The following is a 22,914-nucleotide window of genomic DNA, read 5'->3' on the forward strand; positions in this document are numbered from 1 at the left end:
TGATCTCATTTGTTTAAATTTTTAGCATTATGGCTCAAGATACACAACAGCTAGCCGAGGCGGAGAAGAAAGAACCCGCCTTTGGCTTCGGTAAAGAGGAACGTCAATTACTGACGGACCCCCTTAACGATAATAACCCCATTACCGTACAGGTTTTGGGCATCTGCTCGGCCCTAGCGGTTACCTCTCAGGTTTATCCTTCGCTAATTATGGCTGTAGCTCTCATTTTTGTTACTTCTTTCTCTAACCTGATTATCTCGATGCTCCGCAATAGCATCCCCGGCTCAATCCGTATGATTGTCCAACTTCTCGTTATTGCAGGCCTCGTTCAGGTAGTAGAAATCGTTCTCGGTGCTTTTGCTTATAGCGCCTACGAAAGCTTGGCCGTATTTATCGGTCTTATTATTACTAACTGTATCGTAATGGGACGCCTAGAGGCTTTCGCTATGGCCAACAAGCCTTGGCGCTCTTTCCTCGATGGTCTCGGTAACGGTATTGGCTATGGTGTCGTCCTCGTCGCTATGGCTATTGTACGTGAACTCTTTGGAAAAGGAAGTTTTATGGGCTGGAAAGTTATGCCCGATGCCTATATCGCCAATAACCTAATGGTGCTACCCGCGGCTTCTCTTTTCATTATCGGCATCTTTATTTGGATTCAGCGTAGCTTGAACCCCAAACTTGTCGATGTATCTTAGATCTGAACCTCTTTTTCCAAACGCTAATTAATATTCAACTATCATGGATGCGTTGAACGTATTTATCAAAGCGGCCTTTATCGATAACATGATCCTAGCCTATTTCCTAGGAATGTGCTCTTATCTAGCCGTATCGAAAACTGTAAAAACAGCCTTCGGTCTCGGCCTCGCCGTTATCTTTGTTCTCGGTATTACCGTGCCTATCAACTGGCTACTCAATACATATATTCTCCAAGATGGAGCTATCGTAGAAGGCGTAAGCCTCGTATTTTTGCGCCTGATCCTCTTTATCGCTGTTATCGCCTCTATGGTGCAGCTGGTAGAAATGATTATCGAGAAGGTCTCGCCCTCTCTCTATAACTCCCTGGGGATCTTCCTGCCGCTCATTACCGTAAACTGCTCGATCCTCGGTGGATCTCTCTTTATGGTATCTAGAGAGTATGAGTTTGGTACTTCTGTATCTTTTGGCCTCGGTGCCGGACTTGGGTTCTTCCTCGCTATTGTCGCTATCGCCGCAATCCGAGAAAAACTCAAAACCGCCGCTATTCCCCCCGCTCTCCGCGGCCTGGGTATGGCCTTTATCCTTACAGGCCTAATGGGCCTTGCCTTTATGAGCCTCATGGGTATCGATCCTGCGGCTTTTAACTAATCAAAGCGATTTTCGTCTGAATTAAAAAATAGCTGACCTCATGGAAATTATTATTCCTATCATACTGGCAGTCATTGTCTTTTCGGTACTCATTCTCTTTATGTCTGCCGGATTGATCTCTGCCCGTAAAAAACTTCTCCCTCAAGGAGATGTCAAGATTAAGGTAAATGGCGAGAAAACATTTGAGGCTAAACCCGGCGGAACACTCCTCGGTGTGCTCTCTAGCCAAAGTGTTTTCCTCCCCTCTGCCTGTGGTGGTGGTGGTACCTGTGCCATGTGCCGCTGTCAAGTAGATAACGGCGGTGGTGATATCCTCCCTACCGAACTTAACCACATTTCTCGTAAAGATGCACAAGATAACTGGCGCTTGGCTTGCCAAGTGAAGGTCCGCGGCGATATGGAAATCCGTGTCCCCGAAGAAATCTTCGGTATCCAAAAATGGGAGTGTACTGTTGTCTCTAACTATAATGTAGCCTCTTTTATTAAGGAGTTTGTAGTCCGCCTCCCAGAAGGCGAAGAGATGAACTTCGACCCAGGTGGATATATTCAAATCGATGTGCCCAAAATTACTGTGGATTACAAAAATATCGATATTGAAGCCCACCCCGAACACCATGGCGATGACCCCAATAAGTTCCAAGATGAATGGGATACTTACAAACTTTGGGACCTCCAAATGGTGAACGATGAACCACAGTTCCGCGCTTACTCTATGGCTAACCACCCCGCAGAAGGGAATATCGTAATGCTTAACATCCGTATCGCTACACCTCCTTTCAAGTTTAAGCAGGTTGATGGCAAACGCGTATGGGACGGCTACCAAGATATTAATCCCGGTGTCTGCTCTTCTTATATCTTTAACCAGAAACCTGGCGATAAGGTAGTGGTTTCAGGCCCCTACGGTGAGTTCCATATCAAACCCACCAAAAAGGAAATGGTCTACATCGGTGGTGGTGCAGGTATGGCGCCTCTGCGCTCTCACCTCTTCCACCTCTTCCACACCCTCAAAACAACCGACCGTAAGGTGTCTTTCTGGTATGGTGGACGTACCCGCCGAGAACTTTTCTATATTGAGCAGTTCCGCGAAATCGAAAAGCAGTTCCCTAACTTCCGCTTCTATGTGGCTCTCGATAACCCCTTGCCCGAAGATAACTGGCAGGTCAAAGAAAATATCGATGCCGATGGCGATGGCTTCAAAGGTTTTATTATGCCCGTTTGCTACGAGCAATACCTTAAAGACCATCCAGAACCAGAAGAAATTGAGTACTATTTCTGTGGCCCTCCCATGATGAACAAATCTGTGGTAGATACCCTAGACCGCCTAGGGGTGCCAGAAGAAAATATCTCTTTTGATGACTTTGGTGGCTAATCTTAGCCCTTTCCATAAAAGCCTCTGTTCTTTACAGGGGCTTTTTTATTTTTTTTAGGGGCCTCCCGCCTGCGGCGGGCGCTACGTTTCGCAGCTCGCAGGTCTGCTCGGCCCTGCGGCAGCTCCGCTGCCTAGGTCTGGCCTAACGGCCACTGCTCCACATCGCTAGGCCAATTCACCACCCAGCCCACTCAAATTTTGGATAAAATTAAGTTTTGAAGCCTTGTGGCTTCCCCTTTTTTTTATAGCTTAGACGCTATTCAATAAACTCATCTAAAAATATTATATGGCTTCTATTATAGCAGCAGCACTCAAAAGCTGGTTGCCCGTTCAGCAAAATAGCGACTTCCCTATCCAGAACTTGCCTTTTGGGGTCTTCAAAACCACTCAGTCTGAAGCCCGTATGGCTACAATTATCGGAGATACCGTTATCGACCTACAACAACTAGCCAAATTAGGCCTCTTCGATGATATGGACCTCGATAAAACTGTCTTTAGCCAGCGCTATATCAACGATTTTATGGCCCTCGGAAAAGCCAAAACCTCGGCCTTCCGCCTCCGCCTAGCCGAAATCTTTGCCCAAGATAATCAAGCCATGGCCCAACATGCCGAACTCCGCGCCCGGGCCCTCTTTCCTCTCGATAAAGTAGAGTTGCTCCTGCCAGTCAAAGTAGGCGATTATACCGATTTCTATTCTTCTATCGAACACGCTACTAACGTAGGGACCATGTTCCGCGATCCCGATAATGCCCTGCTCCCCAACTGGCGCCACCTGCCCGTAGGCTACCATGGCCGCGCTTCTTCTATTGTGGTCTCTGGTACAGCTATTCACCGCCCCAAAGGCCAACAAAAACCCAATGAAGGAAATCCCGTTTTTGGCCCTTCTAAATTACTCGATTTTGAGCTGGAAATGGCTTTCGTTATCGGTAAAGAAAATCCCCTAGGCAAAAGAGTAAGCACCGCCCAAGCCGAGGACTATATCTTTGGCCTCCTCCTCTTTAATGACTGGTCCGCCCGAGATATCCAAAAATGGGAGTATGTGCCCCTAGGCCCCTTCTTGGCCAAAAGCTTCGCTTCTACCGTTTCGCCTTGGGTCGTTACCCTAGACGCCTTCGAAGATATGCGCGTAGAAGGACCAGAACAAGATCCAGAAGTACTTCCTTACCTCCAATATGAAGGCAAGAAAAACTATAATATTGAGCTAGAAGTTAACCTCAAAACAGCAAGCGGAGCAGAGAAAACTATCTGCCAATCTAACTTTAAGTACATGTACTGGAATATGGCCCAGCAATTGGCCCACCATACCGTAAATGGCTGTAATGTTCAAGTTGGCGACCTCTGCGCCTCCGGTACAATCTCAGGCAAAGAACCCTCTAGCTATGGCTCTATGCTCGAGCTAAGCTGGAGAGGTACCCGCCCCATCGATATGCCCGATGGCAGCCAACGCAAGTTCCTCCAAGATGGCGATGAACTCAGCCTCTCTGGCTATGGCTACAATGCCGAAGGGATCCGCATCGGCTTTGGCCCCTGCACAGGCAAAATTTTACCCGCTCTAGATTAAGCGATTGGCCCAATAGACAAGAGCGCAGTACCCAAAGGGTACTGCGCTCTTTTTTTGTCCTTTAGGGCGCTGACCATAATAAACATTAAAACAAACGCATGGCCGTAAACATAAACCCATAAGTAGGTAGGTCATTGGTCGTGCTGCCATCAAATGCACCTCCCATATAACGAGCCTCTACACCCAATTGCATTTTTTCCGTCTGCCAACGATGACCTACAGAAATAATAGGACGATAGCCCTGAGGAAAGAAAACTCCACCAACCTCAGATTCAAACCAGTTTCTAATGTTCAGAAATAAGAAGTTGTTGGCCGTCTCTTTTCGATTGCTATACTCCCAGTATAAGTTGAGGTCCGCCTCAGGCTGAAAAGGCGTTAAGTCACTGGTCGAATAAGAGTTGAATTGGGCCGTTAGCCGAGGAGAGATACTACAACCCGGCCGCCAACCCTTGGGCTTCCAAAGTCCATACAAAAAACCAATATCAGCCATGAAAACACCACCCAATAAAGAACTGACATTGGTGCCGGCATAAAAGGTCGTGTACTTAGATAATCCATGGGCCACTTGCATGTTGATAATGGGGGCCGCTTCTCCAGCTGTAGTAAATAAACAGACATCGGCCCCAAAGGCCGTTTTCTTCTTTTCTAAAGGCCGAACCACTCGGCTAGAGGTACAAGAGGTAAATAAAAAGAGGACCAAAAGGGAGAGTAGGAAAGGGAATTTCATCAGAAGGGGATTAAATTATTTAATACCCTAAAGATAAAAAAAGCTAATAGATAAGGTCTATTAGCTTTTTCTAAAATTATTCTACATGCAAAAGTAATCCTTTGAGATAACTCCCTTCTGGATGAAACATGCTCACAGGATGATCGGCCGGCTGACTCAAGCGACGCAGTACCCGCACTTGTCGACCCGCCTCAATGGCCGCAGAGGTAATCGTATTGTAAAACAGTTGCTCATCTACCACCTGAGAACAAGAGAAGGTAAATAGTAAACCTCCTGGGGCCACTTTCTTAAAGCCTTCAATATTCAATCGCTTATATCCCTGTACCGCTTTATGCCGCTTTTTCAGGCTTTTGGCATAGGCCGGTGGGTCAAGGACCATCACCTCGTATTTTTCTTCCGATTGCTGCAAAAATTTGAGCACATCTTGGGTGTACGCTCTATGCATTTCCCCCTCTAGACCATTAATTGCCACATTTTTGTTGAGCAAATCAATCGCTTTGGCCGATACATCTACAGAGTCTACCCGCTTGGCTCCCGCTTTTAAGGCATAAATCGAAAAACCACCCGAATAGCAAAAGGCGTTCAGTACAGTTTTCCCCTGAGCATAACGCCCCAAAAGCGCACGGTTTTCTCTTTGGTCCAAGAAAAAGCCCGTTTTCTGGCCCGTAATCCAGTTGACCTCAAACTTATGGCCGTTTTCTAGTACTTCAGCCAATCCACTTTCTCTTTCGCCATAAAGCAAACCATCTTCCAACTCTTGGGCATAAAGGGCCGGCAAACTTGCCTTACTTTTATCATAAACCGCCTGTAGCTTATCGCCCAAACAACGCTTGAGCGCCTCCACAATTTCATTGCGGCAGCGGTGCATCCCAATAGAATGCGCCTGAAAAACAGCCGTTCCCGCATAAAAGTCAATAATTAAACCCGGCAATCCATCTCCCTCGCCATGCAATAAGCGAAAACAGTTGGTCTCAGGGTCTTGGTCCAACCCCTCTATTTGCCGAACTTTCCAAGCCCGATTAAACTTTTGAGCCCAAAAATCAGCATCGGGCGCCAAGGGCTCATAACTAAATACCCGCACGGCAATGCTGCCATGATGATAGTGCCCAATGGCCAAAAATTCCCCATTGCTGCGGTGCAAGCTCACAATATCGCCATCTTCTACCTGCCCCTCAATGCGCTTGATGGCCCCAGAAAATAACCAAGGATGCTTGCGCAAAATGGCGCTCTCTTTTCCCGGCTTGATAAATACTTTCGGATAATATAATTTGTTCATTAGTTGTTTGTTGCTGTTCTGTTTCAAAGACTGTTTTTTTGGGGCTGCCCCGCCCTGCGGGCGGGTCGGGCTGTTTCGCAGCTCGCTATTCGCTCGGCCCTGCGCCGCCTTTGGCGGCTGGGTCTGGCCTAACGGCCACTGCTGTCCATCCCTCAGCCAAAAGAAAGGCGGCTAAAGCCGATCAGCGCCTTGGCCTAAAGGCAAAGGCCCAAAAATAGGCTTTTTAACGGCTATTGGCTAATCTCACGATCTATATTTTCTCTGGCCTGCTCCTCATATTGTTTCCTAAAGACCGCAGAGTAGTAAATTTGAGGACGATCCAGAAAGCTTTTCATGGCTTTTCGTCTGCCCTGCTTATAAAATAGGAAGTTGTACCAATTGACGTATTCTTTCTGCACAGCTTGGGCGTATTCTTCATAAATGGACCAGCTTTGGCCCAATATGGCCAAGTCAAAATCTAAAAATAAACGACAGTCGGGCTCATCGAGCAAAGGCGCATGCTTTTCTGTACTCAATATATATTGTTCGAGCTGTTTGCATTTTTCGGCCCCCAAGGGTTTGCGCAGCTGCTGCCGAGCAAATTGGGCCGAGAGCCGCTCATTGTCTTTAGACTTGGGGTTGTACTCGACATCATGAAAAAAAATGGCCATTTGGACCAAGGCTTTATCTTCTAGCTGGGCCTCCCACTGATCGGCCAGTTGTAGCAGATTGTACAAATGAGAAAGGTTGTGGTAATGCCGACCCCAATCGGCATAGGCCGCATAGAGCAAATCCCAGATGTCTTCTTGTTGCTTGGGCTTTATCGAATAAGCGCCAGCAGCCTCTTGCCATTTCTCTACTAAGTAGGCCTTTTGTTCTTCTTCTAAATATGGACTAATAATCATATTGTATGGTTTTGCGGCTAGCTTGGGCGGCCTAGCCGCCCCTGGCCAAAGGCCAGAACGGCTGAGCGCTGCGCAGGGGTGGCCGAAGGCCAGACCCAGGCGGCAAAGCCGCCGCAGGGCCGAGCAGACCTGCGAGCCCCGAAGCATAGCGACCCGCCCGCAGGGCGGGACTGCCCCAAAAAATTATTCATATACCTTGGCTTGTGCAGCCCTTACTCGGTCATTGTAAATATAGTTTTCTTGGGCCAATACCTCGACATAGGGGCGCATTTTTAGAATCAAACTGGCTTCTCCCATCTGCTCAAGCAAGTTTTTATAGGCCAACTGAAAATCATCCTCCAAACGCTTAGGCTGGCCCGCAAAAGCCGGGCGGTTGGCGCTGCCCTGCAATAAGGCCCGCAAATAAAGGCTTTTTTGCTCCTCAATCCAGTCCTTGAGCTCGTAATTGGGCAAACGCAATAAGAATTTATCCCAGCTAATTAAACGTGCCGCCAACTCCGTAATGGGCCGAATAATTTCCCCATCCTTTAGCACCGGCTCCTCGATGTCTTGGGCGTAAAGGTCCAGAAAAATACGCCCATTGGCCGGGGCAATGCGATAGACCCGCCGCTGAAATTTATCAATGTTCGGGACCAGCAATAGCTCGCCCTTGGGCCCCAAGGCAAAGGCCAAATACAATTGATCGAGCTCTCGCAAACTGGCATTTTGTTGCATATCTACAGAGCCATAGCGCTTGAGCTCGGCCAAATGGGCCTGAAATTTACTGCTGGGTAAACGGTCTACCCAATAGCTATGCACTTGCTGCTGAAAAGCAATCAGCTTGGCCAAAGCCCAGTCTGAAGCCGCCGCTTTGCGGTTGGGAAACATCCCCTCATAGTATTGTATAGCCTCCTCTAAGGCTAACTTGTTTTGTATCGATATCTTTTTAAGCAGCTCCCCAAAACGATTCATCTGGGCCTGCTCCATAGGGTCAATTTCCTCCTTTTTGCTCAAGGGAATAGGGGTTTCACTCTCCTTGATGCTCTGAAAACGAAGGCTCTCTCGCTCTCCCAAAAATTTGATGCAGCCCCCATAGACCCAACCCTCATTGCCATTGCCGCTGCGCACCTTATACCAATGCTCATAGCGATCCTCTCCACCCATTTCTACTAGGGTCGTAAAGTTGGTGCTGTCGTTGAGGTACTCCACTACACTCTCTAAGGCCAAACGCTCTAAAACAGCCCCCTCCAAATCAGGGGTAGAACGCAGCCGAAGGTTGGGAATACTGACTTCTACAAACTGTGGTAATGGGCTGGTTTTGCTGTTTTTGGCCGCCAAACGCTGCTCGGGCCCCTGTGGCTGCTTCTTGGGCACTTCCTCGCTACAAGCAGGCAAGAGTAAAAAAACAAAACTACCAATTAAAAGCTGTCGAAAGGGTCGCATAGGGAATAAACTAACGTGAGAAAAATAAGTTGGACCTTAACCTTTGGCGGCAATCTCTTCTAGCTGAGCGGCCAAACTTAAGGGACTGTAGTTGAGGTATTGGGCGGCATAAAGACTTTGCATACTGAGGTCTTCAGGGCGAGCAGGCTGTATATCGGCCAAACTAGCCGCCAAAATTTTATGCGCATCAAGACCAAAACAATGGGCCATTTTTTGGGCCAATTCTAAACGAGATAGCCGCTCTGGCCCAGGAAAATGCCAAATTCTAGGCAATTTCTCTTCCGTATTATAATAAATTAAAGCCAAAAGTTGCTGCAAATAACGCGCAGCCTCATAAGCCGATAATGGCGTTCGGTATTCATCACTAAAAGCCGCCAGTTGCTCCCCTTCCTGATCCGCCAATTGGGCCAACCAACGCCCAAAAAAATGCTTGCTGTAAGCCGGACCAATGCCCAGCAATAAGGGCAAGCGACAAATATACGCATTGGGGTAATCCGCCAATAAAGCTTCTTCTACCGCCAATTTCTGACTACCATACTGCAAGAGCGGATAAGCAAAACTTTCCTCATCATAAGGCGCCGAATGCCCATTGAATACCATGTCCGAGGAGACAAACAAAAAGGGAATCCCCTTGGACTTGGCATAATCCGCTAAGGTCAAACTCGCATATACATTTACATGATAGGAGAGGGCCGGATGCTCCTCGCAAAAGCTAGTGTTGGCAATAGCCGCAGCATGAATAATGGCATCAGGAGCCAAACGATCCAACAGTTCCCGTACTTCCTGATCTCGCAATAAGTTGATGCGCTCCCAAGACCAAGGCGCCCCCTCAAATTGCTGCCGATAATATAAACCTACAGCCTCTCCACCCAATTGCCAGCTTTGGGCCAAATGCCAACCCAAAAAACCCGAGGCGCCCGTCAAAATAATTTTTTTCACAATCCAATTCGTTCGGTGAATCGCTAATCTAAGGAATATCAAACAGCCTTCATATTTAGTAGCCCAAATCTTTTAAGGCCGCTTAATTAAAATAAGTCTAAATAAGTTTTGTCTTTTGCTAAATAGGGCCTATACTTGCACTATTAGTAATTGATCTAAATAAGAATAGTGATGAATCTGGCAAAGGAAGATCTGCAATGGCTGTTGTTGGGCGGACTGTTTTCGGTCCTTTTGCTCTTAGGTTCAGCTACTTTTGGGGCCTACCCGCTTTCTGCTGCCGATTTATGGGCTCTGCTTTCTGGCCAAACGCAAGCGGGCGCTAGCTATTTTCTCTTTTGGCAAATTCGCCTGCCTCGCCTGCTCATGGCTTATGCTGTGGGCGCGGCCTTGGGCCTTTCTGGGGCGGGGGTGCAGGGACTTTTCCAAAATCCTTTGGCCGAACCCAGCCTGATTGGGGTGCAAGGCGGAAGTATGCTGGCCGCTGCCATTTATTTGGTCCTCATTGGGCCGCTTTTGGGCAGTTATTCGCTTTGGGGCTTGCCGCTTTTTGCTTTTCTGGGGGCCATTTTGGCCTGCTTGGGGGTCTACCGCATGAGTACGCTAAATGGCCGAACTTATACGGCGAGTATGCTGCTGGCAGGGGTGGCGATTACGGCCCTTTGTGGCGCCTTTACGGGCCTACTGACTTATTTTTCAGAGGAGGCCCAACTCCGAGATTTTACTTTCTGGAGCCTAGGTAGCCTAGCTGGTAGTAGCTGGTCCAATTTGCTGATTTTATTGATTTGCTTATTGCCTGCCTTGTTCATTTTGTTGCCTATGGGCCCCGCCCTAAACGCCCTTTTATTGGGCGAAACCGAGGCGCAATATATGGGCTGGAGCAGCCAAAAAATAAAATGGAAGGTCTTGTTTGCAGCTAGTTTGGCGGTGGGGGCTTCGGTGGCGCTTTCGGGCAGCATTGGCTTTATTGGCCTTTTGGCCCCACACCTAATCCGCCTTTGGCGAGGCAGTAATCAACGCTTTTTATTGCCGGCTTCGGCTATGCTGGGGGGCGGCCTGCTCTTGCTGGCCGATACCTTTGCCCGCTGCCTTTTGGCCCCTCAAGAGCTGCCCCTTGGGGTCTTGACGACTCTTTTGGGTGCCCCGCTTTTTTTCTATCTGGTCTTGCAAGCTAGAGGAAGACATCAGTTGGTTTAGTCTTATTTATGTTTTGGGGCCTCCTGCCTGCGGCAGGCGCTACGTTTCGGGGCTCGCTGCTCGCTCGGCCCTGCGCCAGCAAGCTGGCTGGGTCTGGCCTTCGGCCACCCCTACACATCGCTAGGCCTGCGGCCCCTTCGGGGCCTGTAGGACGCAAAATAAACGGAATAATTATGCTTTTAGATGTAGATGCGGCCTTGTTTTGGGGCCCAAAGCCCTTGCTCAAAGAGTTGCGCTTTTCGCTCTCTGCTGGAGAGTTCTTGGTGGTTCTGGGCCCCAACGGAGTCGGAAAGTCTTCTCTTTTGCAATGCTTGGCGGGACAAAAACCGCCTAGCCTCAAAGTTAAGGGCAAGCTCCAACTCAAAGGGAAAGATTTGGCCCAATATAGCCTTGCCGAAATGGCAAAGTTTAGGGCGGTGATGTCGCAAAGTTTGCATCTGCCTTTTCCCTTAAAGGTCCAGGAGTTTATGAGCCTAGGCCATGCCCAACAAAAAGCCGCCCTCTCTGATGAACGAGCCCTAGATTTACTGGCCCAATTGGGCCTAAAAGGCTATGAAGACCGCCTTTGGCAACAGCTTTCAGGCGGAGAGCGGCAGCGCCTGCAATTGGCCCGACTCCTCTGGCAATTGGAGGAGGCGGTGGAGCAAAGAGAAGCCCTGCTTTTATTAGATGAGCCCCTAGCCGCCCTGGATATTGCCCACCAACAACAATTGATGCAGTTGGTGGCCCAACTTTGTAAAGAAAAGGAATTGGGGGCTCTGGCCATTTTGCACGATATCAATATTGCGGCCCAATATGCCGACCGTCTACTGCTCTTGGCCCCAGGCCAACAATGGGCCCTCGGCCCGCCCGAAGAGGTGCTCACGCAAGAAGCCCTCAAAGCTATGTATCAAGTAGAAACATTTATAGAAAAACATCCTATACATCATTGTCCACAGGTCATCTTTAGCGGCTGGCTAAAGGGCCAAACTATATAATTATTATGGAGAATCAATTGAATACGCCTCAGGATTTGGCCCAAGCTTATGCGGCCCTCCAAGCAGAAACCCCTCATTTGCGCATCCGCCAAGCGGCCCAAAAATTGGGCGTGGCCGAGCTGTCTTTATTAGAATTGGAGCTGGGCGGCCGCTGTATTCGCCTAGAGAATAAACCCCAAGAGATTTTGGCGAGCCTAGCGCCCCTGGGCCGCCTGATGGCCCTTAGCCGCAACCCTTATGTGGTGCATGAGCGCAAAGGCGTTTATGAAAATGTTTCTTTTATGGGCCCAACTCAGCAAGTGGGGCTGGTGGTGAATCCCGATATCGATTTGCGCCTCTTTTTGTCTAGCTGGACCCATGTCTATGCCGTGGGCATTCCCAAAGGAAAAGAGGTCTTGCATGGCTTGCAGTTTTTCGATCATAGAGGGGAGGCCGTGCATAAGGTCTATTGTACCAAAGAGAGCAATATGGAGGCTTATCAGAAGCTGTTGGATAAGTTCCGAGCGGAGGACCAAAGCCCTTTGGCCCTTTTGCCTTACCCCCATTGGGAAGGCCCCGAAGCTTCTAAAGCTGATGTAGATGTAGCGGCCTTTCAAGAAGATTGGTTGAATTTGCAGGATACGCACGATTTCTTTGGGATGCTTAAACGCCATGGCTTGGCCCGCCAAGATGCTCTACGTTTGGCCCCAGAAGGCCATGCCCGCCAAATGGAAAAAGCAGCCGTTACCGAAATGCTAGAAAAGGCCTCGGAGACGGGCCAACCTATTATGGTCTTTGTAGGCAATAAAGGCTGTATCCAAATTCATACAGGTCCAGTAAAACGCATTGTAGAGCGAGGGACTTGGATCAACGTCATGGACCCCGATTTTAACCTGCATCTAGATCTGGCTGGCGTAGCCGAGGCTTGGTGGGTCCGCAAACCCTCTGCCGATGGAATCGTCTCTAGCCTAGAGCTTTTTGATGAGCAAGGAGAACTAATTGCTTACTTCTTTGGCGCGCGCAAACCCGGTATTCCCGAAAGAGAAGACTGGCGCGCCCTGCTCAATACTTTGCCCGTTTTGGTCCAGCCCGAATCGGTCTAAAGGCTTTGATTTTCTGCGTTCTACAGGCGCGAAGCGCCGCAGGCTGAGCTGCCCGGCGGGTGGCCGAAGGCCAGACCGGCTTTTGAGCGCAGCGAAAAAGACGGGCCGAGCAGAGAGCGAGCCCAAAGGGGAGCGACCCGCCCGCAAGGGCGGGGCAGCCCCAACAAAAAAGAAAAAAGTAGATATGAACTACCTAAAGATTTGCAGTATTTTCTCATTTTTGCTTTGGAGATGCGGTTTGCAGCTGCTGAACGCCCAAACTCCACCCACTGCAGATAGCTTGTTGTTAGAGGAGCGGCAGGATGAAGCAGTGATTGTGAGTGGAGAATTTTTGCCCATTGGGCAAGCGAAGGCGATCGAGCCGCTGCAACTCATCTCTTTAGAGGAAATTAGAAGGCGGGCCGCCTTGGTTTTAGACGAGCTTTTGCAACAACAACTCAATATTCGGATTCAGCAGGATGGGGTGTTGGGCTCGCAGATAGAAATGCAGGGCTTATCGGGCCGTTATATTAACGTTTTGGTAGATGGGGTGCCTTTGGTCGGGCGACAAGATGGGCAGCTCGATTTGGGCCGTATGGGCCTAGAAAACCTCAAGCAAGTAGAGATTGTCGAGGGCCCGATGTCGGTCCTTTATGGGAGTAATGCGCTGGGGGGAACGATTCAGTTGGTCACCCAAGATTTTATCAAAGAAGGTTGGCAGGCTGGCGGGCATTTGTTGGGTGAAAGCAAGGGCCGCTATCAGGGATCTGCCTATTTTGGGGGGCGTTATAAGGCTATTTCTGGCCGTATTAACTACCGTTATTTAAATTGGGCGGGCTATGGTTTTGACAGCCTGCGCGCTCAGGCTTTTAATCCAAAAAGGCAGCATGATATACAGGCTTTTTTGCGTTGGGATGCCAAGAAAATGGGGCAATTCCGCTATCGGATTGGGGGCTTATTGGAGGAAATTAAGCAGTTGGGCAATACTCGTTTGCCTGATTTTCCTAGTCTTTCTTATGCCAATGATTATACGTTTACTACCCGCAGTTTGGACCAACAATTATCTTGGAAAAAGGTGATTGATGAGCGCTATCATTTACAGGCTTTTTTGGCCAATAACCTCTATGAACGGCAGAAAAATGCCTATCGCCAGCCCCTAGGGGAAAACCCCGAAGCCCTGCGGCAGGATAGCCTAGATTCTGATACTTCGGCTTTTTCTGCCTGGCATTTTCGGGCGGTGATGGCCAGTGAATTTCGAGAAGTTTGGGACTTTCAAGCGGGCCTAGATTTTCGGCAGGAGGCTGCTTTGGGCCAACGCCTCAAGGAAAATAGCGAGCAGGGCGATTATGCGGCCTTTGGGGTAGTCCGTTATCAACCCACGGCCAAGTTGCGCCTGCAATTGGGCCTTAGAGGGAGCTATCATACGGCTTATAGGGCCCCATTGACCTATAGTTTGCAGGGCCGCTGGCAATGGCATCCTTACTGGACCCTTCGGGGCTCTTATGCTTCGGGTTTTCGGGCGCCCTCGCTCAAAGAGCGCTATATGGATTTTGTAGATGCCAATCATTTTATTCAGGGAAATGCCGACCTCAAGGCGGAGCGTTCTCAGCATCTGCGCCTCAATTTAGATTACCGCAAGGGGCCTTGGCAAACGGGCCTCAATTTGTTCTATAATTATATTGAGGACCAAATTACGCTACAAGATTTTGTGGTCGACAGCACGGGCAGTTATCAACCTGCGCCCAATGCGAGCAATCAGTATAGCTATTTTAATCTGGAGCGCTACGAGAGTTTAGGCGCCGATTATCGCCTGGCTTATCAAAAGGGCGGTTGGCGCATCCAGTTGGGCGCCATTTATACGGGCCGATACAATAGCCTTAGCCAGGAGTCGGAGGCGGTGCCTCGCTACAATTATACCCTAGAATTTAGCCAGCAGTTGTCTTATCATTGGGCCAAAACGGGCTGGAGTTGCTCCATTTTTCGTCGAGATTATGACAAATTATTGCGCTATGCCGAGACCTACAACCCCATTACGCAAGAAAATGAGGTCTATGAATATAGCTTGGGGGCTTATTCCTTAATGGACCTAACGGTACAAAAGCGCTTCAAAAAGAGTTGGACCTTAGGGGCGGGCGTTCGCAATTTGCTCAATGTACAAACCGTAGCGGCTGGCGATAGCGGCTCTGCGCATTCGGGCAGCAGCGGCAGCATGGCGATTAGCCCTGGCCGGCAGTTTTTTCTGCAATTGCGCTATAATTACCGCTCTAAATAGGGCAGAAGAGGTAGTCGATTTTTGTGTTTTAGCCTGCAGCAATGCGGGCTTTTTTTATGCGGCTAGTTGATGGATGTTTTGGGGCCTCCCGCCTGAACCGCAGCGGAGGCCCCAAAAAAAGGCCCTCCTCACAAAAAGTGAAAAGGGCCAGCGATTATTATTCTTGTTCTGTATCTAAGGGAGGATGATCGGGGGGGGTATCCTCTGCATCGGGATTCTTTTTGACTGATTTTCCGAAGAAAATGACGACCAAAAGCAAGACCGCCAAACCGACAGGGAAACAAATCGTAAAGGGAATAGCGAAAGCTGTACTGGCATAGCCACAGGCCAAACTCACAGCACCAACCGTTAAGGCATAGGGGAGTTGGGTGCGCACATGGTCGATATGGCGGCAATTGGAGGCTAGAGAGCTAAGAATAGTCGTATCGGAAATAGGCGAGCAGTGATCGCCGAGGACCGAGGCCGAGAGCACGATAGCGATATTATTATAGAGCAGGGCCCAGGTGGTTTCCATAGGTAGGCCATTGGCACGGCAGAGCTCCCAAGTCATGGGAATGGCAATGGGGTAGAGGATGGCCATGGTACTCCAGCTAGAGCCCGTAGAAAAGGCAATCAGTGCCGAAAGGATAAAAATGACCACAGGCAGAAAATAAGGGCTGAGGTTTCCTTCTAGGCTAGAGGTTAGGAACTCGGCGGTGCCCAATTCCTCTGTAGTGAGGGCCAGCGACCAGGCAAAGACTAGAATCAGGAGAGCGGGCACCATCGTTTTGAAGCCAGAGACCATCAGTTCTAGGCCTTCTCCTAATTTGAGAATTCCTTGAATCATAGAGAGGAAAATGGCCACAATAATGGCAGAAAGCGAGGCCCAGAGGAGGGCCGAATAAGAGTCGGAGCTACCGATAAGGATGCCCAACTTGCGCAAATCGGAGATTGCCATCGCCTCATTTTTGGCAGCGGCCAGCCCTTGGCTGAGGTCGGCTTCTAGGTAGCCGAGTTCTTGCCAGACCAGCTCCCAGCTATTGCTTTCTAGGGTCAGGCCTTTACCGATAAGGCTTTGGTAGCAGCTATTCATGCCCGTATCGATCAGGCCGAGGAGGGTACCGAGCACTACGACGAGAATGGGAAGCAGTCCGTTAATCCAGCGAAGGGGAGCGCCGGGCTTGGGGTCTAGCTCTTCTAGTTCGCTACTATCGCCTTCATTGCCAGAGACGGCGAAAACCTGCCCTTGGTGGCGGGCGCGGCGTTCGGCCTTAAGCATAGGGCCAAAATCGCGGCCGAAGATCACGATAATAGGGATAAAGAGGAGGGTAAAGAAAGAGTAATAAGAATATTGGAGCGAAGAGAGAAAAACCGAATAGGCCGAGGGCGGCTGGCCGATTCCCTCTAGGCTAGGGAGCGCATCTTCGATATAACCGAGTTCGGCACCGATCCAGGTGGTAATAAAAGCGATAGCGGCGATAGGGGCGGCCGTACTATCTACAATATAGGCGAGTTTTTCTCTAGAAATCTTGTACTTATCGCTAAGGGGGCGGATCGTATTACCAACAATTAGGCTATTGGCATAATCATCAAAGAAGATGGCGATACCGAGGAACCAAGCGACCAACTGGGTACTTTTGGGGCCACGGGCTAGGGGGGCTAGCTGTTTGACAATGCCGGCCATACCGCCATTTCGGGAAATCAGGGCCACCACTCCGCCAATCATCATCGAGAAGAGGACCACCGAGAGGTGACCACTATCAGACATGGCCTTAATAATATAAGTATCGAGCACACTGAAGAAGCTTTTAACGATCAGGTAGGGCTCTAGGGGCATCCCGCTAATGATCCAGGCGCCAGAAAAGATGCCGAGGAAAAGGGCTAGGACCACCTGTTTAAATAGCAGGGCGATTAGGATGGCGACAAGGGGAGGGAGAATAGACCACCAAAGCGGGATGGGTTTGACGCGGATGCTGCCGTCAGTACGTTTGCGGAGATGGACCAGCTTATGTGTTTTTTGTCGCCCCGATTGGCTAGAGAGCTGATAAAGCTCACCTTGGAGTTGGGGCTCAATTTGTTTTTGGCTTTTTCCATCTTTAAATAAGAGGAGTTGTTCTTCTCCGTTGATGGATATTTTGCCTAAAAAGGGCTTTTGATTAACCACAGAAAAGCGGAGGAAGCTCTCTTCATTTTCCTGGATACATTCGTACTGAAAGCTAGCGATGCCGAGCGTATCGTATTGAGGGATCGTATCTCTTTTGACGTTAATTTGGGCAAGGCTATCGGCTAATAGTTGGATATGGGCCTGGGCGATAGAATCTTGGCGGAGACTATCGGCTTGATTGCTCGGAGGGCTTTGGGCGAGCAAGTTAGCGGCCAAGAATAGCGTGATTAGGGTCCAAAAAAAAGTTTTCATTAACGGGCTATTATTGGGCATAAAAAAAGGCTAGGGGGTGGCCTGCCTGTTTATTGCCCAAATGATTGATTGCAAAATCGCTTAATTGGGCGCTTAAAATAATGGATTTTAAAAAAATTAAAGAGAATTGCTCCACAAACTTCTGGAAAATGGCTGGGAATCTAGTCTAGCTGAGCTAGCGGCCAAAAAAACAAAGAAAATAAATGGGGAGGAAAACCCCACAGCTTCTTCTACCGTAACAATTTGGGTAATCAAAAGGGCGGCGGCCTTAAGTTTCTTAAAAAAGCCAGCTTTTGTGACAGTTGAAAATTTTAAATACATTACATTTGCCAAATTTTAATTTGTTTATTATTGGTTCTGTGATGTTTTGCACCTTTAAAGCTCTTTTTGGCGGTTAGTTTTGTGTATAGAGATTGATTTCCCCCCTCATTCTATAAAATTGTATGGCTATGGCAGCAAGAGCAGCAACAGAAAAATACTACTACAGTCGGTACATGCTGGTCCAAGAAGAGCAAAAGCAGCAGGAGCATCCTTTTAAGGAGCAGATCTGGCAACTATTCCAATCTGCGGATCGGGCCAATATAGAAATGGCCTTGAGTTGGATTAAAAGTTTGCAGATTCCGATGTTTCAAGAGCTAGAAGGCCTAAAAACGCTATATCGGGCGAGCTGTGGGCAGCGGGTCGTGCAAATGGGGGGCAAAGAGATACAGCAATTATTTTCCTTAGAGCATTTATTTATTCGACAGCGGTCTTTGTATCAGATCCCGGAAGTATTGGGTCGTTTGCAGCAGCTCAAAAAGCTGAGCATATTTCATAGTCGAGCCAAGCGCTTGCCAGCTAGTATTGGGCAATTGCATCAATTGGAAGAGCTACAGATTCAGATGGGGCTAATGGAGGAACTGCCCGAGGAGATCGGGCAGCTAAAGCAATTGCGTCGCCTGCATTTGGGGCAATTGGCGCTTTCTTATTTGCCGAAAAGCATTGGGCAATTGCAGCAGCTAGAAGAACTGCAAGTGGTGGCCTCGCCGCTTATGTATTTGCCCGAGGAAATTGGGCAGTTGTCTAGTTTGCGTAAGCTAGTCGTTGAGCATAGCCAATTAGAGCAGTTGCCTAAAAGCGTTGGGCGTTGTTGTCAGTTGCAAGAGTTGAGTTTGCGAAACAATAAACTCAAGAAGCTCCCCTCTAAGCTTTGTTCTTTACAGCGTTTGCAGTGGTTGGACCTCAGCCAGAATGAGTTGAGGCGTTTGCCTTTTGCCTTGGCGCGTTTGCCCTTGCTACGGCTGTTAAATTTGGATGGGAATCAGTTGGAGAAATTGCCTTGCATTAAAAATTGGGCACTACTCTACGAGCTATCTGTTCGAGATAATCAATTGGCCAAATTGCCTGCTACTATTGGGCGTTTGCAGCAATTGAAAACCGTGCGTGTAGAAAATAATCAGCTGTCGGCCCTACCGTTAAGTATTATGGATTTGCAGGAGTTGCGCAGCTTGAACTACCGTAAAAACCCCTTGCGGCAAAAAGACATTGATCCCGAACTGATTGTCTGGCTCAATAATAACGCTTAACTTGGGCCCAAAAGATGGCTAGTGATTTTTATGAGGCGATCTATGAATTGGTTCGCCAAATTCCCAAAGGAAAGGTCTGTACTTATGGCCGAATTGCCGCTGCCCTAGAAAAAGCTGGGGCGGCTCGGCAGGTGGGCTATGCCCTAAATAAATGCCCGACAGATGTGCCCGCCCACAGAGTAGTGAACCGCTTGGGCCGCCTGACGGGCAAGCTGCATTTTGGTGGACAAACTATGCAGGCCCTTTTAGAGGCCGAGGGGCTAGAAATTGTAGAAGACCAAATCCAAAATTTTGAACAATATATTTGGGAGCCGCTAGAGGAGTTGTAGTCAAATTGAAATGCAATGAAGAAACGGATAATAGGTATTGACCTAGCTAGATCCCTAGCTGTTATAGGAATGATTATCGTTAATTTTAAAGTAGTTTTAGGAGGAAAGGGTAGCCCCCAACTAAAAGCATTAGCTAGTCTTTTTGATGGAAAAGCCGCTGCCTTATTTGTGGTTTTGGCTGGAGTGGGTTTAGCCTTGATGACTAAATCTGCTTTGAAAAATAAGCAGCTAGTTAAACTAAGCGTAATTAAGAAAAAAATAGCCAAGCGAGCTCTTTTTCTCTTTGTTGTGGGGCTATCTTATATTTATATTTGGCCAGCAGATATTCTCCATTTTTATGGTGTATACATGTTGGCCATTTTACTTTTATTAAAGGCAAGGCAAACTGTATTATTGCTTAGTAGTTTGGCCTTTATTTTTATCTACCCATTTGTGCTGTATTTTATTCCCTATGAAACTTCTTGGAATTTTGAAAACTTGACTTATTTTGATTTCTGGTCAATAAATGGCTTCTTTAGAAATCTATTTGTTAATGGTTTTCACCCCGTGTTGCCTTGGACTTCTTTCATGTTATTTGGCTACTGGCTAGGCCAGCAAGACTTACAAAACTCTAAGTTTGTTGGTCGATTTTTGTTTGGGGGAGGCGCAGTGTTTCTCTTCATTCAACTTATAGCATTGGCAGGAAGTCATATAGTTGGCTTAGAAGAAAATGGATGGAGTACTATCTTAGCAACAAGCCCTATGCCTCCATATCCTTTATATATGTTTAATGGAATTTCATTTGCTGCTACTCTTATTTCTATTTGTATTTTGATTGGACAAAGATTTTCGACCAATTTAATTGTACTTCTTTTAAATAAACTAGGGCAGTTGGCTCTTAGCGTTTATGTTGCCCATATTGTGATCGGAATAACGGCCGTAGAATTGCTCTGGCCTAATAGCTTGGGGACCTACTCTATTGTTTTTTCTTTTACTTATGCTTTAGTCTTTAGCTTGCTGGCTGTTGCATTTTCTTTTTTTTGGCTTAGTTATTTTAAACTAGGTCCGTTAGAATGGCTAATGCGTAAAGTTTGTGGGCATTAGGAATTGAGGCCCAAAATAAGCCACTTTATATAAATGAGTTAAGGAAAAAGAAGCTTATCTTTTCAAAAAAAAGATGATGCTAAGAACTTTATTATTCCTCCCCTTACTTTTGCTGAGCAGCTATTTATTGGCCCAAGAACCCTTTGAGTGGTTGTCTTGTGGCAGCCCCTCGCATAAGTCGGCCTGGCTAAAGAATTATCAGGCCAATCCCAGCCAATATGCGCCCCTCTTGGCGGCAAAATCTAATAGTACCCAATATATTGGACTAACAATTCATCAGGTATTTAAGGATGATAGCACGGGCAGTATTCCTATCGATCAGATTCTGCAGTCGGTCTGCCAGCTCAATACCGATTTTGCGGCCACGGGCATCCAGTTTTATGTAGAGCCCCCCATTAGCAAGATTTATGATACCGACTTTTATGTGCATGATTCGGTCTCACAGGGCGGCCAAAAGATGCTGCAATATAATAGAGATAGCAGCCTGAATGTCTATTTTGTGGCTTCTCCAGCCTCTGGAAACTGCGGCTATAATCTGCCTTATGCTGGGGTGGCCATGAGCAATAGTTGCCTGACGGGACACACCTTTGCCCATGAGTTGGGCCATGCTTTGGGCTTGCCGCATACCTTTATTGGTTGGGAAGGGGGGCAAAGTTGGAACGGCAGTCCGCAGACTAGTTTTTCGCAGCCAGCGCCCACGCAAGTGACCATTAACTACACCGATTTTAAGGACCAGCCTTATCCCGATACCCTAATTATCGACACCCTTTTGGTCGAAAAGGTGCCCAGAACAGGCCCCAATGCCAACTGTGGTATTGCCGCCGATGGTTTTTGTGATACTCCAGCCGATTATCTGGCCTATCGTTGGGTTTGTAATTCGACGAATGCCAGCAGCACCATTTATCAGTTAGATCCCGATAGCGTGGCTTTTCTAAGTGATGGTTGGTATATTATGTCTTATGCCTTGAGCAGCTGCCAAGTTGGCTTTTCTCAGGAGCAAATTCAGGCCATGAATGCCTTTTTATTGACGGAGCGAGGGCATTGGATCGGGCAGCCTAGCAGCCTAGACAGCTTTAGTAATTTGAGTACTTTGCTCAGCCCTAGCCAAAATGCCATTATTCCCGCCGAATATCCGCTCTTTCAATGGAATGCCACGGCTGGAGCAACGCACTACCTTTTTCAGCTCTACAAAGAGCCCATGGGAGGCGGCCAAGTTATTGAAGAAGTGATTGTGGCCGACACCTTTTTTCAGAGCAACCGCATTTTGTCGCCTCGTCCCAATATGTTCCCTTATAGCTGGCGGGTGATGCCCTTAACCTACAACTATTTTTGTGCGGGTTATGGCCCCACACAGCAGTTTAATACCAACTCGCCCACGGCCCTAACTGATTTGGATATGCCCGTTTTATCGGACTTTCAGTTGGGGCCCAACCCTTTGCCGCAGGGGCAGCCTTTGCAAATTTTATGGACCCTAGAGGGAGAAAAAATGGGCCAATGGCGAATTTTTAATGCTCAAGGACAGTTGATCTGGGAACAAAGCGCTCAGTTGCAAGCTGGCGCGGGCCGCTATCAGTTGCAATTGCCTACAGATTGGGCCAGCGGCAGTTATTTTCTGCAGTTTCGCAGCAAAACAGGCGAAATGCAAGGCAAATTATTTATCATTAAGTAAGAACTCATTTAAAATAAGAGATATGTTTTTGATTGGAAGTATTATTTTCTGGACCATGGCTGCGGTGGTCGGCTATTTTTCGCTCATTCCCCTCAAAGCGGCGGCAGAATACCGTTTTAGAGGCAAATTGGGCCTAACTGTAGAGGGGATTGGTTTTGCCGTTTGCCTATTGGCGGCCATTGCTACCGGTGGTTTTGCAGGCTATTTGTTGTTGGGCGGCGGCATTGCGGCTGGGGCGGCCATTCGTTCTCGCTCGGGCAATGATCAGCGTTATTTGGAATAAGAGCAGGCTCGCTAAGAGAAAGAGAAAACCGCTAATTTCTAGATCTAGAAGTTAGCGGTTTTTATTTTGGGGCTGCCCCTTCCTTCGGTCGGGTCGGGCTGTGTCGCAGCTCGCAGGTCTGCTCGGCCCTTCGGCAGCAAAGCTGCCTCGGTCTGCCGCTTCGCGGCACTGCTTTCCATCCCTCAGCCGCGGCGCTGCGCGCCTTTGCGGCGGCTTCGCCGCCTGCAGGACCCTACTCCTTATAGTGGTCCAAAATTTTGGCCTTCATCTGGAAATATCGAAAAATACCCAAGAAGAAAATCACTAAGCCCAAGGCAAAAAGCGCATAAGCCGTATAATGAGAGCTTGCTTTATCGGGATAAAAATTGATAATGGCAAAGCCCGTAACCACCATATAAAGTGCTGTGCGCATAAAAGAAAGTGCGGTGCGCTCATTGGCGAGGTGGGTGCGGTCTAGGGCAAGTAAATCGCGGACCAAGGGTTGGGGGTTATTATTGGTAGTATCAGACATAGCTTGTTTTTGTTTTGGGCCTAAGCAACAAAAAATAGCCATCATTTTCTGTG

General features: G+C 48.2%; 20 protein-coding genes. 13 read left to right on the forward strand and 7 right to left on the reverse strand.

The window, feature by feature from the left end; all coding sequences use genetic code 11:
- Positions 1-29 precede the first annotated feature (29 nt).
- The 4 genes from OP864_RS12205 to fahA all read left to right on the forward strand — a co-directional run bounded on the left by OP864_RS12205 (position 30) and on the right by fahA (position 4,274).
- Entirely contained in the window at positions 30-695 is a 666-nt protein-coding gene (locus tag OP864_RS12205) for an NADH:ubiquinone reductase (Na(+)-transporting) subunit D (protein ID WP_002657242.1), read from the forward strand.
- 43 nt (positions 696-738) lie between these two features.
- Positions 739-1,344: an NADH:ubiquinone reductase (Na(+)-transporting) subunit E gene (nqrE, locus tag OP864_RS12210; RefSeq protein WP_015693376.1), complete on the forward strand. Its 606-nt coding sequence runs from the start codon at positions 739-741 to the stop codon at positions 1,342-1,344.
- A 40-nt stretch (positions 1,345-1,384) separates the two neighbouring features.
- Positions 1,385-2,713 (forward strand): NADH:ubiquinone reductase (Na(+)-transporting) subunit F, encoded by a 1,329-nt coding sequence (gene nqrF, locus OP864_RS12215; protein WP_015693377.1) that lies wholly within the window; start codon positions 1,385-1,387, stop codon positions 2,711-2,713.
- A 286-nt stretch (positions 2,714-2,999) separates the two neighbouring features.
- Entirely contained in the window at positions 3,000-4,274 is a 1,275-nt protein-coding gene (fahA, locus tag OP864_RS12220; RefSeq protein ID WP_015693378.1) for a fumarylacetoacetase, read from the forward strand.
- Between the two features lie 85 nt (positions 4,275-4,359).
- On the opposite strand, the gene OP864_RS12225 is transcribed toward fahA, so the two are convergent.
- The 5 genes from OP864_RS12225 to OP864_RS12245 all read right to left on the reverse strand — a co-directional run bounded on the left by OP864_RS12225 (position 4,360) and on the right by OP864_RS12245 (position 9,564).
- A complete protein-coding gene (locus tag OP864_RS12225) occupies positions 4,360-5,001 on the reverse strand; it encodes a hypothetical protein (protein ID WP_270098456.1) in 642 nt (213 codons plus the stop codon).
- A gap of 76 nt (positions 5,002-5,077) precedes the next feature.
- Complete coding sequence (locus tag OP864_RS12230) at positions 5,078-6,277, reverse strand: class I SAM-dependent rRNA methyltransferase (RefSeq protein ID WP_349294457.1); 1,200 nt, start codon at positions 6,275-6,277, stop codon at positions 5,078-5,080.
- Positions 6,278-6,507: 230 nt separating this feature from the next.
- Positions 6,508-7,161: an HD domain-containing protein gene (locus OP864_RS12235; protein ID WP_270098458.1), complete on the reverse strand. Its 654-nt coding sequence runs from the start codon at positions 7,159-7,161 to the stop codon at positions 6,508-6,510.
- A gap of 183 nt (positions 7,162-7,344) precedes the next feature.
- Positions 7,345-8,583 (reverse strand): SH3 domain-containing protein, encoded by a 1,239-nt coding sequence (locus OP864_RS12240; protein ID WP_270098459.1) that lies wholly within the window; start codon positions 8,581-8,583, stop codon positions 7,345-7,347.
- 36 nt (positions 8,584-8,619) lie between these two features.
- Positions 8,620-9,564, reverse strand: a complete 945-nt coding sequence (locus tag OP864_RS12245) for an SDR family oxidoreductase (protein WP_245538560.1) — start codon at positions 9,562-9,564, stop codon at positions 8,620-8,622.
- 129 nt (positions 9,565-9,693) lie between these two features.
- Here OP864_RS12245 and OP864_RS12250 point away from each other — a divergent pair, with 129 nt between their 5' ends.
- The 4 genes from OP864_RS12250 to OP864_RS12265 all read left to right on the forward strand — a co-directional run bounded on the left by OP864_RS12250 (position 9,694) and on the right by OP864_RS12265 (position 15,026).
- Positions 9,694-10,716, forward strand: a complete 1,023-nt coding sequence (locus OP864_RS12250) for a FecCD family ABC transporter permease (protein WP_270098461.1) — start codon at positions 9,694-9,696, stop codon at positions 10,714-10,716.
- 173 nt (positions 10,717-10,889) lie between these two features.
- Positions 10,890-11,693, forward strand: a complete 804-nt coding sequence (locus OP864_RS12255; RefSeq protein ID WP_270098462.1) for an ATP-binding cassette domain-containing protein — start codon at positions 10,890-10,892, stop codon at positions 11,691-11,693.
- Between the two features lie 5 nt (positions 11,694-11,698).
- Entirely contained in the window at positions 11,699-12,775 is a 1,077-nt protein-coding gene (locus tag OP864_RS12260) for a hemin-degrading factor (protein WP_270098463.1), read from the forward strand.
- 184 nt (positions 12,776-12,959) lie between these two features.
- Positions 12,960-15,026, forward strand: a complete 2,067-nt coding sequence (locus tag OP864_RS12265) for a TonB-dependent receptor plug domain-containing protein (RefSeq protein WP_270098464.1) — start codon at positions 12,960-12,962, stop codon at positions 15,024-15,026.
- A 157-nt stretch (positions 15,027-15,183) separates the two neighbouring features.
- Here the strand turns inward: OP864_RS12265 and OP864_RS12270 are convergent, their stop codons facing one another.
- Positions 15,184-17,421, reverse strand: a complete 2,238-nt coding sequence (locus tag OP864_RS12270) for a Na+/H+ antiporter NhaC family protein (protein WP_270098465.1) — start codon at positions 17,419-17,421, stop codon at positions 15,184-15,186.
- Positions 17,422-17,870: 449 nt separating this feature from the next.
- On the opposite strand from OP864_RS12270, the gene OP864_RS12275 reads away from it, so the two are divergent.
- The 5 genes from OP864_RS12275 (at position 17,871) to OP864_RS12295 (ending at position 22,350) form a co-directional block, all read left to right on the forward strand.
- Positions 17,871-18,986 (forward strand): leucine-rich repeat domain-containing protein, encoded by a 1,116-nt coding sequence (locus OP864_RS12275; protein WP_270098466.1) that lies wholly within the window; start codon positions 17,871-17,873, stop codon positions 18,984-18,986.
- A 14-nt stretch (positions 18,987-19,000) separates the two neighbouring features.
- Positions 19,001-19,315, forward strand: coding sequence for an MGMT family protein (locus tag OP864_RS12280; RefSeq protein WP_270098467.1), 315 nt, complete (start codon positions 19,001-19,003; stop codon positions 19,313-19,315).
- 15 nt (positions 19,316-19,330) lie between these two features.
- Positions 19,331-20,398, forward strand: a complete 1,068-nt coding sequence (locus tag OP864_RS12285; protein ID WP_270098468.1) for a DUF418 domain-containing protein — start codon at positions 19,331-19,333, stop codon at positions 20,396-20,398.
- A 73-nt stretch (positions 20,399-20,471) separates the two neighbouring features.
- Positions 20,472-22,067: a zinc-dependent metalloprotease gene (locus OP864_RS12290; protein ID WP_270098469.1), complete on the forward strand. Its 1,596-nt coding sequence runs from the start codon at positions 20,472-20,474 to the stop codon at positions 22,065-22,067.
- Positions 22,068-22,089: 22 nt separating this feature from the next.
- Positions 22,090-22,350 (forward strand): hypothetical protein, encoded by a 261-nt coding sequence (locus tag OP864_RS12295; protein WP_015693398.1) that lies wholly within the window; start codon positions 22,090-22,092, stop codon positions 22,348-22,350.
- 232 nt (positions 22,351-22,582) lie between these two features.
- Here OP864_RS12295 and OP864_RS12300 read toward each other — a convergent pair whose 3' ends face one another.
- A complete protein-coding gene (locus tag OP864_RS12300; protein WP_270098470.1) occupies positions 22,583-22,861 on the reverse strand; it encodes a DUF202 domain-containing protein in 279 nt (92 codons plus the stop codon).
- Positions 22,862-22,914: the final 53 nt, after the last annotated feature.

The sequence above is a fragment of the Saprospira grandis genome, from assembly GCF_027594745.1.
In the GTDB taxonomy this organism is placed as follows: Bacteria; Bacteroidota; Bacteroidia; order Chitinophagales; family Saprospiraceae; genus Saprospira; species Saprospira grandis.

Coding starts and splice junctions, on each gene's coding strand:
- OP864_RS12240 (WP_270098459.1), bottom strand. CDS start 8,583: ATGCGACCCTTTCGACAGCTTTTAATTGGTAGTTTTGTTTTTTTACTC.
- nqrF (WP_015693377.1), top strand. CDS start 1,385: ATGGAAATTATTATTCCTATCATACTGGCAGTCATTGTCTTTTCGGTA.
- OP864_RS12300 (WP_270098470.1), bottom strand. CDS start 22,861: ATGTCTGATACTACCAATAATAACCCCCAACCCTTGGTCCGCGATTTA.
- OP864_RS12295 (WP_015693398.1), top strand. CDS start 22,090: ATGTTTTTGATTGGAAGTATTATTTTCTGGACCATGGCTGCGGTGGTC.
- OP864_RS12205 (WP_002657242.1), top strand. CDS start 30: ATGGCTCAAGATACACAACAGCTAGCCGAGGCGGAGAAGAAAGAACCC.
- OP864_RS12250 (WP_270098461.1), top strand. CDS start 9,694: ATGAATCTGGCAAAGGAAGATCTGCAATGGCTGTTGTTGGGCGGACTG.
- nqrE (WP_015693376.1), top strand. CDS start 739: ATGGATGCGTTGAACGTATTTATCAAAGCGGCCTTTATCGATAACATG.
- OP864_RS12265 (WP_270098464.1), top strand. CDS start 12,960: ATGAACTACCTAAAGATTTGCAGTATTTTCTCATTTTTGCTTTGGAGA.
- OP864_RS12290 (WP_270098469.1), top strand. CDS start 20,472: ATGATGCTAAGAACTTTATTATTCCTCCCCTTACTTTTGCTGAGCAGC.
- OP864_RS12280 (WP_270098467.1), top strand. CDS start 19,001: ATGGCTAGTGATTTTTATGAGGCGATCTATGAATTGGTTCGCCAAATT.
- OP864_RS12285 (WP_270098468.1), top strand. CDS start 19,331: ATGAAGAAACGGATAATAGGTATTGACCTAGCTAGATCCCTAGCTGTT.
- OP864_RS12275 (WP_270098466.1), top strand. CDS start 17,871: ATGGCAGCAAGAGCAGCAACAGAAAAATACTACTACAGTCGGTACATG.
- OP864_RS12225 (WP_270098456.1), bottom strand. CDS start 5,001: ATGAAATTCCCTTTCCTACTCTCCCTTTTGGTCCTCTTTTTATTTACC.
- OP864_RS12255 (WP_270098462.1), top strand. CDS start 10,890: ATGCTTTTAGATGTAGATGCGGCCTTGTTTTGGGGCCCAAAGCCCTTG.
- fahA (WP_015693378.1), top strand. CDS start 3,000: ATGGCTTCTATTATAGCAGCAGCACTCAAAAGCTGGTTGCCCGTTCAG.
- OP864_RS12235 (WP_270098458.1), bottom strand. CDS start 7,161: ATGATTATTAGTCCATATTTAGAAGAAGAACAAAAGGCCTACTTAGTA.
- OP864_RS12230 (WP_349294457.1), bottom strand. CDS start 6,277: ATGAACAAATTATATTATCCGAAAGTATTTATCAAGCCGGGAAAAGAG.
- OP864_RS12270 (WP_270098465.1), bottom strand. CDS start 17,421: ATGAAAACTTTTTTTTGGACCCTAATCACGCTATTCTTGGCCGCTAAC.
- OP864_RS12260 (WP_270098463.1), top strand. CDS start 11,699: ATGGAGAATCAATTGAATACGCCTCAGGATTTGGCCCAAGCTTATGCG.